The sequence below is a fragment of the Luteibacter sp. UNCMF366Tsu5.1 genome (assembly GCF_900119235.1).
GTDB classification, from domain to species: domain Bacteria; phylum Pseudomonadota; class Gammaproteobacteria; order Xanthomonadales; family Rhodanobacteraceae; genus Luteibacter; species Luteibacter flocculans.
Genome location: NZ_FPIS01000004.1, coordinates 169,986 through 183,879, shown reverse-complemented (window position 1 = coordinate 183,879; position 13,894 = coordinate 169,986). Strand labels below are relative to the sequence as shown.

Genomic DNA, 13,894 nt, shown 5'->3' with positions numbered 1-13,894 from the left:
ACACGTTTGCGGTCGTAACGACTTTGCGGTCGGCCCCGTGAGGACGGTGTAAAAGGCGGGCGGCGGATTGAGCAGGGGTTCAGCGTGCCGGCTTGGCAACCAGATCGTAGTCGCCAGCGCGTTCCAGTGCCGCCCGATAGGCGGGCCTCGCATGGATACGTTCGAGGAAACCGAGCAGCCCGGGGCGCGTCGCGTCGAGACCGCCGCGGCTGACGGCCGCTTCGAGCGGGAAGCTCATCTGGATGTCCGCCGCGGTAAATGCATCTCCCGCGAACCAGCCCGTCTTGCCGATTTCGCTCTCCATGTAATCGAGATGCAGGGTGAGCTGGGGATCGACGAAGCTCTTCTGCGCACCACGCGCCAGCATGCGTGCAATGGGCTTGGCGAAGAACGGAACGGGGGCGGACTCCATGCGCAGGAACACGAGCTTCAGGAGCAGCGGCGGCATGGCGGAGCCCTCTGCGTAGTGCATGAAATAATCGAAGCGTCGCGCATCGGCCGTTCCTGCTGCGGGACGCAGGCGACCCTCGCCATAGCGATCGAGCAGGTAGGTGACGATCGCGCCCGACTCGGCCACGGTCACGTCGCCATCCACGACGACAGGCGACTTGCCGAGCGGATGGACCTCGCGCAGCGCCTTGGGCGCCAGCATCGTCTTCGGATCGCGCTGATAGCGCACGATTTCGTAGGGCAGGCCGAGTTCTTCCAGCAACCAGAGCACGCGCTGCGAGCGCGAGTTGTTCAGGTGGTGAACGACGATCATGACAACTCCGGAGCGGGGGACTGGAACAGCGTAGCAGTGTGTCCCGGCCGCGCACCATGGACGCGGCGCATCCGCACTGGCCTGGGGCCGCCCATCGCGGACGGCCCCACGAGCGGTCAGGAGTTCAACGCATCCTGCAGCTTCTTCGTCTGTTCCGGAAAGGCCTTGCCCTGGGCGGCGACGGTCTTTGCGACCAGCTTGCGTGCCTCGTCATCGCGATGGAGCGCACGCAGGGCCTTTACCCGGAAGCTCGCCACAGTGATCTCGTTCGCGCCATAGGCCTTCTTCGCAGCGGCTTCGAGATACGGAAGCCCCTCGGCGGCCTTGCCCGCTTCGACAAGTCGACGACCATAGCGATAGTTGTAGACATAGTCGTCCGGATAGGCGGCGATCAACTGCTTCTCCAGCGTGTCGAGTTCGTCGCCCGCCTTGGCGCGCACGAGGTACACGCGCAGGTTGTCGGCCAGGTTGCGATCGCTGCGCAAGTCGCCATGCAACCGGTCGCGGCTAAGATCGATCGCCTTGCGCAGCACGGCCTGTTCCGCGGCGTGGTCGTCGAGTGCCGCGTCGAGGTCCGCTGCTGTCAGCACAGCGCTGCGTTGATCGGCGCATGCGGGCGATGCCGTGAACACCTGCGTGTCGAGGAACTGCTCGTAGGGTGCCTTCTGCGGCTGGAGCAAGGCCTTGCGCGCATCCGCCGGTTGCGACGCGCTTGCGGAGATGAGGTCATCGAGCACATACGGGCGTTCGCACCCGATATTGCCCGCGAGCACCTTCGCCGCAGCATCGATGATGCCCTTGTCGTCTTTTGCACCATTGGCCTGCAGCAACAGAAGCCGCTGCTTTGCCAGTGCCACGCGCTTGTCCTTGTCCGATACGTTGCGCACCATTGGCGGCAGCGTGTCGAACCAGGCCATGCCTTCCTTGCCTTCGTAGCGCTGCTGATAGGTGTCGAGCACGTCCGCCACGGCCGCCATGGAGCCCTTCGCCGCGTCGGCCTTCTGCTTCGATAGCCGCGCGTCGCCGGAGAGGAGGGCAGCCACTTCGGGATAGAACGTTTCGCGCGGTCGCTCGGCGAGAATGCGGCCGAGTTCTTCACCGTCCGGTCCGATCGCGACATAGGTCGGAAGGAAGTGGACGTTGAGTTTCTTCATCCAGGCCTGATCGGCGGGCTTGTCGGCGTCGGCTTCGTAGAACACGATCTTGGTGTTGAGGTCGTCCCACTCCTTGCCGTTCAGCACGTGGCTCGCCATGTAGTAGCAGGAGTAACACCACACAGCCTGGAAATCGATCAACACCGGCTTGTGCTCGCGCTTGCCCTGAGCAAGCGCCGCATCGAGGCTGGCGGGGCCGTCATGGGCGGCATGGGCGGTCGCGACGAAGGCGACGAGGGCGGCGGCAAGCAGGCGCTTCATGGTAGCTGACTTCCCCTTTGGCGGTATAGACGTCCACCTAATAACACGTTTGTGGCGCCGTGTCAGATCGTGCCGCTGGCGCCCTCGACCGGTTCGGGAGCCGATACCAGGCCCTGGCGGCGACGCAGGGAGGGGAACCACCACATCCAGAGTGCCACGACCACCAGGGTGCCGATGCCGCCGACCAGGGTGGCGTTCACCGCGCCAACGGCCGCGGCGAGCAGCCCGGATTCGAACTCGCCAAGCTGGTTCGAGGTGTTGATGAAGATGGCGTTGACCGCGCTGACGCGGCCGCGCATGTCGTCCGGGGTTTCCAACTGCACGAGCGCGCCGCGAATCACCATGCTGACCATGTCGAAGGCGCCCAGGGCGAACAAGGCGCCCACCGACAACCAAAGGTTCGTGGACAGGGCAAACACCAGCGTCGCGGCGCCGAAGCCGGCCACCGAGGCGAACATGATCGGCCCGACGCGACGTTCCAGTGCATGCCGGGCCAGCCACAACGACATCAGCAACGCGCCCACGGCGGGCGCGGCGCGCAGGACGCCGAGACCCCACGGCCCGGTGTGCAGGATGTCCTTGGCGAAGATCGGCAGGAGCGCCGTGGCGCCGCCGAGCAGCACGGCGAACAGATCGAGCGAGATCACGCCGAGGACGGCAGGGCGGTGGCGGATGAAATGGACGCCGGCAAATAGCGTCTTCAACGTGGCCGGTTCGCGGCGTGGCGGCAGGTGGTCGTACGCCAGCCGCGACATCAGCACCAGCGCCACGAGGTATAGCCCTGCCGACACGCCGTAGACCGTTCCGGCGCCGGCCACATAGAGCAGGCCGCCCAGAGCGGGCCCAGCGATCATCGCCGCCTGGCCCGCGGCGGCGTTGGCTGCCATGGCGCGCGGCAGTATCTGGATCGGCACCAGGGCAGGAAGCATGGATTGCAGGGCTGGGAACTCGAAGGTTTTTGCCAGGCTCACGACGAAGACCAGGCAGAGGATGCCAGTCTCGTTGAGGCGCCCGGATAGGCTGAACACCGCGAGCAGGGCGATGGCGACCCACTCGATGGCCTGGCAAACGGTAACGATGCGGCGCCGGTCGAACTGGTCTGCCACGTGCCCCGCAGGCAGGGCCAGAAGTACCGACGGCACGAATTGCACGAGGCCGATGAGGCCGAGGTCGAGGGCGCGATGGGTCAACTCGTAGATCTGCCAGCCTACCGCTACGGACATCATCTGAAAGCCGAAGCTCGACGCGTTTTTTGCGAACCAGAACTGTACGAAGGCGCGATGGCGGAACAGCGAGGTCGCGTCGGGGGAGGTGGGCGACATAGGCGATCCTTGGGGCAAGCGCGGATTTTACGCCGCGTCGTCGGCAGCGCGGTTGTTCGCAAATTGATCCGCGCTGCCCTATCGGCGAAGCTAGGGTTTTCCGCTCTGGGAGCGCAAGATCATGCGCCGTATCGCGATTCTTCTGGCCAGCCTCGCCCTGGTATCCGCCTGTTCGTCACCGCAGGACCAGCAAGCGGCGCAGGCGCCCGCGGCCGACAACCCGGCGAACGAGGCAGCCAAGAAACTCGAGACCTATCAGCAGCTCCTGAAACTGCACAACGATGGTCCTGCCGTGCAGTTGGGTCACGAGATCGTCGACAAATACCCCGATACGCCTGCGGCCGCCGAGGTGAAGAAGACCCTCGACGAACTGGAGGCCAACTACAAGGCGGCCAGCGAAAAGACCCGGCTCGCGGCGCTGTGGCTCTACCAGACCTCGCCGATGCAGGGCGGCACGCAGAGTACCGCCACGATCCAGTCGACCCGCCCCAACGGCGACCAGACGGTGCGCCTGATCCTGCGCAGGCACACGGCATGGGGGCAGAGCGTGTTTCTCTATGCAACGACCGGGAAGGGCTTTGTCTGCCAGGGCGATTGCTCGCTCAAGGCCACCTTCGACGGCAAGCCGAAGACGATCAAGGCGTTCCGCCCGCCGACCGGCGAGCCGGCGCTGCTGTTTCGCAATGACGCGGCCTTCCTGAAGGATCTGGCGAAAACGAAACGGCTGACCATCGACGTCGTGACGGTCAGCCGCGGTGAAACCACGCTCGTGTTCGAGACAGGCGGTTTCGACCCGGAGAAATGGGCGCCATTGCCGAAGAAGAAGTAGCAAGGGTGACGGTGCGGCGTGCGCCGCACCGATCAATGCAGAAATAGCTTCTCGGTGATCCGGGTCAGTGGCCATTCCAGCATAGCGTTCAACCGCGGCGGCAGGTCCAGCGGCCGCAGCAGCATCTTGACCGTCATTTCGGCGGGGATATGGCGCTTCAACAGACCTTCGGCCTTTGAGGTCACGCGGCGGAAGGCCACGTCGTCCTGCGCCTGCTCGGGATAACGCACGTTGAAGACGTGGCGCAGCGCGATGTCGCTGTCCTCGTTCTTGATTTCGCGCAGGCGCTTCATGAGCGTGCGGAGCGTGCTCATGCGGCCAATGCCGTCCCGCTCGCGATAGATGCGAAAGTGCTGATAGAAGTGCTTGTAATGCCGCACCTCATCGCTCTTGATGTAGTTGGTCAGTTCGCGCAGCACGGGCTCGTCGGTGACATCGTTGAGCGCGCGATAGAGGCTGGCGGTGCCGGTCTCCACCACGCAGCGCGCAGCGAGCTCGAGGCCGCGATTCGGCTCCAGTTCCTCCGACGTGCATACCGACCCGTAGTGCGCGAAGAAGCTCTTGAAGCCGGCATCCCAATCGAACTCGGGCCAGACGTGTTGCACATAGGCAGCGAGCGCGCGGCCGTGCTGCAGTTCCTCGTGCTCCCAATGGTCGCGCAGCCAACCCTGCAGTTCGTCGTCGCCAGCGAAGTGGTCGACGAGGTTGTGCGTGTACAGGTCCGAGCCGCTTTCGACGAAGGACGAACTGCAAAGGAGAAAAAAGAGGTCTTCGTTGTGCCTGACCTTCTCGACGTCGATCCGCGAGAGGTCCAGTTTTTCAAGCGTCCATGGCAAGGTGGCGGCGTAGCTCACTGCGAGTGTTCCTCGATCGCTTTGTCGTGTCGCCCCCGGCGGGCAATGACGGGATTGTGACAAAGCCGGGCTTCTAACGCACCACGGTCACAGGCACGTGGGCCTTGGCGAGGACGTCCGTCGAGGTCGAGCCGACCAGCCAGCGGGCCAGGGCGCCCCGTTCCGTGTGGCCGATCACGATGTGGTCCACACCGTGTTGAGCCACGTAGGAGAGCAGCGCGTCGCCCGGGCTGCCATGCACGAGCGCCACCTCGACCGGGACGCCCGGATCGGGTTGCAAGGCTTCCACCTCTTCGCGCAGGCCGTTGAGCCGGTCCTCGCCCACGCCTGCCATCATGAGGGCGGAGGTGTCGGCGCCGTTCTCCCACTGCATGACCGAGACCACATGTACCGCCGCACCGGCGCAGGCGGCCAGGTCCAGCGCGAGGAGATACGCGCGGCGGGCGGTCTCGGAGCCGTCGTAGCCGACCAGGATGTGCTTGGGCATGGTGGGGTCCTCGGTAACGGGCTTGGGACGATAGTAGGCCTACGACACAGGCCGGTAGCCCCGATTCACGACCTATCGACCAATCCGTGTGCCGGCTGAATGCACCCTCGGGCACTCCGTGTTTCTTCACATTCGTGAGTGGAGAATCCCTCTCGCAGTTTCCTGCCACCTTTCCAACGGAGAAACACACATGATCAAGCGCATCACGGGTATGGCCGCTCTGGCTCTGGCGGCGGCAGGTTTCGTCGGCGCCCAGCCGGCCCAGGCGGCCGAGGCGGCGACCAAATGCCACATGACCTTCAGCACCACGGGTTGGGCGGCGATCTACAAGAAGGCAGACGGCCGAGGTACTGTGCATTGCGACAACGGCCAGACCGCTAACGTGTTGATCCACGTCCGTGGCGGTGGTCTCACCGCCGGCAAGTTCAGCATCGAAGGCGGCAAGGGCGAGTTCACCAACGTCAAGGGCATCAGCGAGATCTATGGCGAATACGCGAGCGCCGGCGCCAATGCGGGCGTCGTGAAGAGCGCTGAGAGCGCTGCCATGACCAAGGGAGAAGTCTCGCTGGCCGTTACGGGCACGGGTCGGGGCATCAATCTCGGTGTGGACGTGAGCAAGTTCGAAATCGAGAAGCTCGGGAAGTAATTGATTGGGGGCGCCGTCACGGCGCCCCCAGTTTCTTGCGAATCTCAGGGACTGGGGCAACCACGGGACGCGGCGGGTACACTCACGCCATCCCACCCGTCCCCGAGGTTCCCCATGCGTCGCCTCCTTACTCTCCTCGCGTTGTGCCTCGTCACCGCTTCTGCCTGGGCCGCGGCGCCCGCCGTGGGCGACAAGGCGCCCGATTTCCGCCTGCAGGATCAGAAGGGCGACTGGCACACCCTGGAAACGCACAAGGGCCAGTGGCTGGTGCTGTACTTCTACCCGAAGGACTTCACCGCCGGCTGCACCACCGAGGTCTGCACCTATCGCGACGACACCGCCAAGCTGCACAAGGCCGGTGCCGTGGTGCTGGGCGTGAGCCTGGACGACGTCAAGTCGCACAAGGAATTCGCCGAGAAGTACCACGTGCCGTTCCCGCTGCTCTCCGATGCCGACAGCGCCGTGGCGACGAAATACGCCGTGCTCACGACGACGCCCACGGGCCAGAAGTACGCCCGTCGCGAGACGTTCCTGATCGACCCCTCCGGCAAGATCGTCAAGATCTACAAGGACGTCGACCCGGAGAAGAACTCGGGTCAGGTTCTTGCGGACCTTGCCGACCTCAAGAAAGCGGGCGCCTGATGCTGTTCCCGGCAGCCAAGGGGGCCAAGCGCCCCCGGCCTTTCGCCGCTTGGCGCATCGTGGTCTGGCTGGTCATGCTGCTGGCCGCGGCGGGTTTCGTGATCAACACGTACGCGTCGGTCGTGCTGGCCGGCGCGCTCGGTTCGGTGAGCGAAGAGGCCATCGCCCAGGGCGCGGGCGATCCGCGGATCGCCATGGCCTGGTCGCTCGCCTATTCGCTCGCCGCCTTCGTGGTGATCGCGGTGTCACTGGGTACGCTGCGCTGGCGGGAGTGGGGGCGCCGCGCGATGCGCGTGGTGGCTCTGGTGCTGCTGGTCTGGTCGGCATATACGGCCTGGGGAGCATTCGACCAGTGGCAACAGCTCGGCGTGGTGCTGGGCCAGCCGGGTCTGCCTCCGGACATGCTTGCCTTTGGTCAGAAGCATCGGACGATCCTGCTGGTGGGTCTGCTCCTGAAAACCGTCTCTGTTCCCATCCTCGGTTGGCTCGCCTGGGTTCTCGGCAGCGTCGGTGCGCGGCAGCAGTTCGCGCAACCGACCCTGTAGTGTTCAGCCGCTGTTCGCGGCCGGCCCGCTATCGAAGGCCTTTTCGGGGACGCACGATGACCGCACGCCTGCTTGTGTTTGCCATTGCCTGCTGTGCCGTGGGTGGCGCGGCGGCCCAGGATCTGTCGACCACCTGCCGAGTGGCGAGCACCTACGATCTTACCGTTCAGCCCGATGCGCTCGTGTTCGAGAGGGCGGAGGTCGCGCCGCGCCGCATTCGCATGGACGATGGCGCACTGGAGGTCGACGGGCGACCTTTGGCGTTGCGACCGGACGAACAGGATCGCGTCGCTCTGTTCGAGCGCAACGTTCGCGCCCTGGTCCCCAAGGCCAAGGCCATCGCGAGTGACGGTATCGATCTGGCGGCGCGCGCGGTGCGCGACGAGGCAGCCACCGCGGCCCCCGGCGCCGTCGCCAGCGGCGATCTGGATCGCGTGCTGAACAGCCGCGTGGCGGAGATCAAGCGGCGCATCGCCACCAGTCAAAGCACTCGCGATTGGCAGGAAGATGCGATGCGCGCCTACGCGCAAGAAATTGTGTCGGATGTGGGGCCGTTACTGACCCAGGACGTGGGCAGCGAGGCGATGCAGCTCGCCATGAATGGGGACCTTCAGGGCGCGGCCGCGTTGCGCGACCGCGTCGCATCAGTGTCCACCGGAGGGCAGGCGCGCGTTGTCGCTCGCGTGGAGACGGCGCTCAAGCCGCGGATCCAAGCGCTATGCCCGTCGGTCCGCCAGCTGTTCGACCTGCAGTCGGGTTTGCACGATGCATCGGGCCGGCCCCTACAGCTTCTGGAGCCGGGCGAATGACCGCCCGCTGACCGAATTTGCCTGCGTTTAGGACCGGCTAAGTGCCGCCGGACTAAGGTCTGGCTCATGGAACGCACTTCGACCCGAGTGGTAAACGGCCTCATCAGGCGCGTGATTGCGGACCGTGACCTGTACCTGCAAGCCGCCCGCGGCGTCCGCGAACCGGGCCTCAAGGCCATCCTGGATGAATCCGCCGATGCGCTCACTGCCATCGCGAAGGAGCTTCAGGGCCAGGTGAGCGCTGCCGGCATGCGACCCGCGACGGCGGGCGGCCCGATGAGCGGCGTGCGCCGAACGATCATGGAGGCCTCGGTCAAGCTCTCGCACGATCCTGACGTGACCTACATTCGTACGCTGGAGCAGATGGAGCGTCGACTGCTAGACGCATTCCTCCGGCTGGAGTCGACCTCGGGCGACCGCGCCATGGTGGGTCGTCACATTGCAAGGCTCCGCCTGCTGCACTTGGACATGACGAACCTCGGCAGCGCCGCGGGGCGCTGATGGCTCACGCGACCTGACGCAGGTCCAGCAACGCCTGGTGCAGGTTCATGTCGGCGGACACGCGCACCGGGCACGGCGCCATCAAAGTCTCGCGGTCTGCAAAGAAATTCGCGAAGGCGATGGCGTCCGCCGGATCGGCGCGGACGGCGATCTGCATGCCTTCGCGAAAGATGCCCCACGTGCTGTCTAGCTGAGCGATGTGATAGTCGATGGTTTGTGGAAGCATGGCGTGCTCTGGTCGACGCCATCACGGCGCATGCATGACAGGATGGCGGCGCGCAACGCGCCGCGATATCGGAGAAGTCTGAAAAATGCATCCATATTTGTGAGACGTTTCTCATCGAAAGGCCGCGTCGCGTTGCACGCGATCATTTGACATGGCTCGGTTCGGGGCCTGAGGCCTGTGCAGCCTAAGCACCGATACGCCACCTGCACGGGGCCGCTGCGCGTTCGTCGACATTCCTCGGCGATGGCTTGACGACGGTTCGAACGCTACGCGACGAGCCAGGCGTGCCGTTGCATAGCGATCCGAAGTGGACGATCGCCTTGTCTTCCGTGAGGAAGCCCCTTCCGGCAGCAGATCGTACGCGCTTCAGGCATCGGCGCACGCCGCGATGTAACGACGAGTGCTTCGCATGAGCGACACATTCGTGTCCGGAGCCCGCGGCCTCGTGTGAGGCGTCGGCGTCTTCGGTGTGCCTTCGGTGCACACGAATGCCGTGGTGAACATGATCGGCGCTACGTCGGCTGCCGCCCGAAACCTCAGCGAGATCGAGCGGTGCGCTGACAGGGCGAGCGGACTTTACCGAGCCGGTAACGCAATGCACCCCGCAATTGCCGCGCGCACGGCACGGGGCGTTGCAAGCGTGATCAGCGAAGCAATCGCAACGGTTGAGATGCGTAATGTTCTCAACGATGCCGTGGCGCATCTTCTACCACGTACGAATGTTTACTGTAATCTCCGCGTTGCACGACGAGTAACACATCTCATGGATGGCGGGCGCATCATTCCGCCGGCGAGGAAAGACATGCTTCTGCGCACGATCATTGCCGACGACCATCCCGTAGTCCTGATGGGCACCCGTGCGGCGCTAGAGGCGGCAGGTGACATCGAGGTGGTGGGCGAGGCGGCCAATGGAGACCAACTCGTCGATCTGCTCGCGTCCCGCCCGTGCGACGTGATCGTGACCGATTTTTCGATGCCCGGCGGCCGACACGGCGATGGTCTTTCGCTCATCGATCTCATCCGGCGCCGTTATCCGCGCCTCCCCGTCGTCGTGCTGACGATGGTCAACAATGCTGCGGTTCTGCAGGCGATGCGCGCGCGCGGTGCGCTCGGTCTTTGCGACAAACGCGCTCCGCTCAAGGAGGTGGCGGTGGCGGTGCGTCATGCGGCAGCCGGGCGTGCCTATCTCAGTGAAACGATCCGCCGGCAATTCGATCAGGCCGGTGTGCAAAGCACGGCCGACACGGCGCGATTGTCGGCGCGCGAGATCGAGGTGGTTCGGCTATACGTCAGCGGTATGTCGATTACGCAGATTGCCGATCGCCTGAGTCGTAGCGTCAAGACCGTCAGTCGGCAGAAGCGCGACGCGATGCGCAAGCTTGGAATCGATCACGACAGTCGCCTGTCGGAATACGCCCGCGAGCGGGGCCTCTCGTCCTGACCCTGCCGGAAGTCACGGGGTGACGAAACGGCCATGCATTCGTCGCTGGATCGGCTTAAACCCTGGGTCTACGGGCGGCATCCCACCCGTGACAATCGTCCCTGGGGAGAAAGATCATGCGCCACGCGCTCATTGCCGGCACCGCCGCTCTTGCCTTGACCTTCGCCGTGTTACCCGCGCAGGCGAAGAACGCGAGCTTCAGTACCGATAGCTGCAAGTACGACTATTCCACGCCCTACGACGTGGACGTGACACCGGCGGGGCTCTCCTTTCACCGCATCGATGGGGTGCCGTCCAAGATATTCGTCCATGATGGTGCGGTGCGTGTAGACGGCAAGGACGTGGCAGTGTCGCGTGGCGACGCCGAGTCGCTGCGCCGTTATGAAGAGGGCGTACGTCGCCTGGTACCGCAGATCGCAGCTATCGCGCGGGAGGGAACCAGCATCGGTTTCTCCGCCATGACCAGCGTGACCATGGCTTTCGCCGATGGCGACCAGCGTTCGCGCCTGCTCGAAAAACTCAAACGTCAGCAGGCCGAAGCGTTGCGCAAGATCGACGAGGGGATCGGTGCGGGCCATTGGTCCGCCGATCGGATGGCCGAGAACGTCGCGGGTTCGGTGTCCGACAGCGTGGGTGAACTGGTGGGCTCGGTGACGTCCAGTGCGGTGACTGCGGCGCTGTCGGGCGATTCGGCGAAGGTGGCCGCACTGGAGGAGAAGGGCCGGTCGTTGGACAAGGCGATGGACCGCGAGATGGACAAACGGTCCAAGGCCCTGGACGAACGCGCCTCCCAGATCTGCCCGCAGTTGGACGCGCTCGCCGAGTTGCAGAAGGGCTGGTCCGTACGGCTGGATGACGGCAAGCCGCTGGAATTGATGACCATCAAACCCAAGCAACACGACCACGACGAGGACGAACACGCCGAGAAGAAGGTCGCGTCGTCCTGATCGCCCCGGTCGGGTTCACCACGTGGTGGGTTTCGGATTGCGCTCGTCGAAGCCCTTCTGGTGCCAGTAGGGGTAGATAGGCGTGGTCTGGCTGGCGGCATCCAGGCGGCCGACCTCCTCGCTGGTGAGCGTCCAGCCCACGGCGCCCAGGTTTTGCAGTAGCTGGGTTTCATCGCGTGCGCCGATCACCACGTTCGATACCGAGGGGCGGCTGAGCACCCAGTTCAACGCGACTTGGGCAATGGACTTGCCTCGCGCCTGGGCGATCTCGTCGAGCACGTCCACGATGTCGTACAGCTTCTCGTCGTCAACCGGCGGCCCACCCACGGCACCGCCGGAGGCGATGCGGCCCGCATCGGCCGGCTTTCCGCGGCGGATCTTGCCTGTCAGCCGGCCCCAGCCGAGTGCGCTCCAGACCATGGTTCCCACGCCCTGGTCGAGCGCCAGGGGCATGAGTTCCCATTCGTAATCGCGGCCAATCAGCGAGTAATAGCCCTGGTAGGCCACGTAGCGCCCCAGCCCGTAGCGCTCCGATACCGCCAGCGATTTCATGAGCTGCCAGCCGGAAAAGTTGGAGGCGCCGATATAGCCGATCTTGCCGCTCGAGATGAGGTCATCGAGCGCCCGCAGGGTCTCTTCCACTGGCGTTAGCGCATCGAAGCCATGCATGAAGTACAGATCGATGTGATCCGTCTGCAGGCGACGCAGGCTCGCTTCGCAGGCCCGGACCAGGTGATAGCGTGACGAGCCTTTTTCGTTGGGACCATCGCCCATGGGAAAGGTGGCCTTCGTCGCAATCAATGCATGCTCGCGTCGCCCTTTAAGTGCTTCACCGAGCACCTCTTCGGCCAGCCCGCGCGAGTAGATGTCCGCGGTATCGAACAGGGTAAGCCCGTGTTCCAGGCACAGATCGACGATGCGCTTTGCTTCGGCGACCTGGGTGGAACCCCAGCGTTCGAAGAATTCGCCTGCGCCACCGAACGTGCCGGTACCGAGACTGAGAGCGGGCACTTTGAGGCCGGAACGACCGAGTTGACGATATTCCATGGAGAGCTCCTGACGGGGGAAGGGCGGAGAGTTCTTCAGTGCGCGGCTGGCGCGGCGTCGCGCGGTTGGATCAGATCCCAGGCATTGCCATAGAGATCCTCGAACACGACCACTGTGCCGTAGGGTTCGTGGCGTGGCTCTTCGCGAAAGCGAACGCCGTGCGCCAGCATGCGAGCGCGGTCCGCGGCGAAGTCTTCCGTGTGGAGAAAAAGGAACACACGCCCACCACCCTGCTTGCCGACGTGTGTGCGCTGCTCGTCCGTTACCGCGCGTGCCAAGAGCAGGCACGTACCCCGCGAGCCGTGCGGTGCCACGGTCACCCAGCGCTTGTCGCCGCCTTGCGGCGAGTCTTCCACAAGGTCGAACCCGAGTGCTTCGACGAAGAAACGAATCGCCTCGTCGTAGTCGTGGACAAGAAAGGTGATCGCGCCGAGTGAGGGCATGGGGCGTACCGAACGTCTGGGGGGCAACAAGCATTACGTCTGTCATTGCTTCAGGCAAGCATGGCCCGCGCTGAGAGCAACACGTGGACTCGCCGGTCAGCCTTATCGATGCCAGGGGGGGGATCGACAGTCCATACGCTTCTAAAGCGAGCGAGCCTGCCAAGATAGGGATCACCCCGGCGACCAGCCATCCATGAAGGTGTGCACGGCACAGCGGGAAGCCACCCCGGTCAGCCAGGCGATGTGCCGTACAATGACCGGCCACCCGTCATGCGTGCCGTCCACGGTCGTCCGGCGGGGATATGCATGAGGGTGCGGATCGAAAACTCCCCTCTGCGTCGCGGTAATGAAAACAAACGTTTAGGTTCTCTATGTTGCTCATGATCGACAACTACGACTCGTTCACCTTCAACCTCGTGCAGTACCTGGGCGAGCTGGGGCAAGAGGTCAAGGTGGTGCGGAACGATGCGCTGACCGTCGCGGACATCCGCGCGCTGGCGCCGTCGCGGATCATGATCTCCCCGGGGCCGGGCACGCCGGACGATTCGGGCGTCTCGATCGCGGTTCTCCGCGAGATGGCGGGCGAACTGCCGATCTTCGGCGTCTGCCTCGGGCATCAGGCCATCGGGCAGGTGTTTGGCGGCAAGGTCATCCGCGCGCGCGAGATCATGCACGGCAAGACCTCGCCGGTCCGGCATCTGGGGCAGGGCGTGTTCGCCGGCCTTCCGAATCCGTTCGAGGCCACTCGTTACCACTCGCTGGTGGTGGAGAAGGAGTCCGTGCCGGATTGCCTCGAGGTGACCGCCTGGACGGAACGCGAGGACGGCTCTATCGACGAGATCATGGGCCTGCGCCATCGCACGCTCGACATCGAGGGCGTGCAGTTCCATCCGGAGTCGATCCTGACCCAGCACGGGCACGATCTGCTGCGCAATTTCCTCGGCATGCCGCTGCCGCTCGCTGCGTAACAAGGATCC

17 protein-coding genes are annotated in these 13,894 nt (G+C 64.6%); 9 read left to right on the top strand and 8 right to left on the bottom strand.

Going from position 1 to position 13,894, the window contains the following annotated elements; all coding sequences use genetic code 11:
* Nucleotides 1-79 precede the first annotated feature (79 nt).
* The 3 genes from BT115_RS17185 to BT115_RS17175 form a co-directional block, all read right to left on the bottom strand.
* Nucleotides 80-763, bottom strand: coding sequence for a glutathione S-transferase (locus tag BT115_RS17185; RefSeq protein ID WP_072323865.1), 684 nt, complete (start codon nt 761-763; stop codon nt 80-82).
* A gap of 116 nt (nt 764-879) precedes the next feature.
* Nucleotides 880-2,178, bottom strand: coding sequence for a thioredoxin family protein (locus BT115_RS17180; RefSeq protein WP_072323864.1), 1,299 nt, complete (start codon nt 2,176-2,178; stop codon nt 880-882).
* 62 nt (nt 2,179-2,240) lie between these two features.
* Nucleotides 2,241-3,500, bottom strand: a complete 1,260-nt coding sequence (locus BT115_RS17175; protein ID WP_072323863.1) for an MFS transporter — start codon at nt 3,498-3,500, stop codon at nt 2,241-2,243.
* 121 nt (nt 3,501-3,621) lie between these two features.
* On the opposite strand from BT115_RS17175, the gene BT115_RS17170 reads away from it, so the two are divergent.
* Nucleotides 3,622-4,329 (top strand): hypothetical protein, encoded by a 708-nt coding sequence (locus tag BT115_RS17170; RefSeq protein ID WP_072323862.1) that lies wholly within the window; start codon nt 3,622-3,624, stop codon nt 4,327-4,329.
* 32 nt (nt 4,330-4,361) lie between these two features.
* On the opposite strand, the gene BT115_RS17165 is transcribed toward BT115_RS17170, so the two are convergent.
* Together BT115_RS17165 and BT115_RS17160 are read right to left on the bottom strand one after the other, a co-directional pair.
* Nucleotides 4,362-5,183, bottom strand: coding sequence for a ferritin-like domain-containing protein (locus tag BT115_RS17165; RefSeq protein WP_072323861.1), 822 nt, complete (start codon nt 5,181-5,183; stop codon nt 4,362-4,364).
* Nucleotides 5,184-5,256: 73 nt separating this feature from the next.
* On the bottom strand, nt 5,257-5,670 hold the full coding sequence (locus BT115_RS17160) for a universal stress protein (RefSeq protein WP_072323860.1): 414 nt from the start codon (nt 5,668-5,670) through the stop codon (nt 5,257-5,259).
* A gap of 190 nt (nt 5,671-5,860) precedes the next feature.
* Between BT115_RS17160 and BT115_RS17155 the strand changes: the two genes are divergently transcribed.
* The 5 genes from BT115_RS17155 (at nt 5,861) to BT115_RS17135 (ending at nt 8,813) form a co-directional block, all read left to right on the top strand.
* Nucleotides 5,861-6,316, top strand: coding sequence for a hypothetical protein (locus tag BT115_RS17155; RefSeq protein WP_072323859.1), 456 nt, complete (start codon nt 5,861-5,863; stop codon nt 6,314-6,316).
* A 114-nt stretch (nt 6,317-6,430) separates the two neighbouring features.
* Entirely contained in the window at nt 6,431-6,958 is a 528-nt protein-coding gene (locus BT115_RS17150) for a peroxiredoxin (RefSeq protein ID WP_072323858.1), read from the top strand.
* Nucleotides 6,958-7,503, top strand: a complete 546-nt coding sequence (locus tag BT115_RS17145) for a hypothetical protein (RefSeq protein ID WP_072323857.1) — start codon at nt 6,958-6,960, stop codon at nt 7,501-7,503. The genes BT115_RS17150 and BT115_RS17145 overlap by 1 nt, the downstream gene beginning before the upstream one ends.
* Before the next feature lie 56 nt (nt 7,504-7,559).
* Entirely contained in the window at nt 7,560-8,312 is a 753-nt protein-coding gene (locus BT115_RS17140; RefSeq protein WP_072323856.1) for a DUF2884 family protein, read from the top strand.
* Between the two features lie 66 nt (nt 8,313-8,378).
* On the top strand, nt 8,379-8,813 hold the full coding sequence (locus BT115_RS17135) for a PA2169 family four-helix-bundle protein (RefSeq protein WP_083527549.1): 435 nt from the start codon (nt 8,379-8,381) through the stop codon (nt 8,811-8,813).
* A 4-nt stretch (nt 8,814-8,817) separates the two neighbouring features.
* On the opposite strand, the gene BT115_RS17130 is transcribed toward BT115_RS17135, so the two are convergent.
* Complete coding sequence (locus tag BT115_RS17130; protein ID WP_072323854.1) at nt 8,818-9,039, bottom strand: hypothetical protein; 222 nt, start codon at nt 9,037-9,039, stop codon at nt 8,818-8,820.
* A 502-nt stretch (nt 9,040-9,541) separates the two neighbouring features.
* Here BT115_RS17130 and BT115_RS17125 point away from each other — a divergent pair.
* Nucleotides 9,542-10,480: a response regulator gene (locus tag BT115_RS17125; RefSeq protein ID WP_255369471.1), complete on the top strand. Its 939-nt coding sequence runs from the start codon at nt 9,542-9,544 to the stop codon at nt 10,478-10,480.
* A 116-nt stretch (nt 10,481-10,596) separates the two neighbouring features.
* The gene (locus BT115_RS17120) at nt 10,597-11,427 is read left to right on the top strand and encodes a DUF2884 family protein (RefSeq protein ID WP_072323853.1); all 831 of its coding nucleotides are present in this window, start codon (nt 10,597-10,599) and stop codon (nt 11,425-11,427) included.
* Nucleotides 11,428-11,442: 15 nt separating this feature from the next.
* Here the strand turns inward: BT115_RS17120 and BT115_RS17115 are convergent, their stop codons facing one another.
* Together BT115_RS17115 and BT115_RS17110 are read right to left on the bottom strand one after the other, a co-directional pair.
* A complete protein-coding gene (locus tag BT115_RS17115; protein WP_072323852.1) occupies nt 11,443-12,474 on the bottom strand; it encodes an aldo/keto reductase in 1,032 nt (343 codons plus the stop codon).
* 35 nt (nt 12,475-12,509) lie between these two features.
* Nucleotides 12,510-12,917, bottom strand: a complete 408-nt coding sequence (locus BT115_RS17110; protein WP_072323851.1) for a VOC family protein — start codon at nt 12,915-12,917, stop codon at nt 12,510-12,512.
* Nucleotides 12,918-13,288: 371 nt separating this feature from the next.
* Between BT115_RS17110 and BT115_RS17105 the strand changes: the two genes are divergently transcribed.
* Complete coding sequence (locus tag BT115_RS17105; RefSeq protein WP_072323850.1) at nt 13,289-13,885, top strand: anthranilate synthase component II; 597 nt, start codon at nt 13,289-13,291, stop codon at nt 13,883-13,885.
* Nucleotides 13,886-13,894 lie beyond the last annotated feature (9 nt).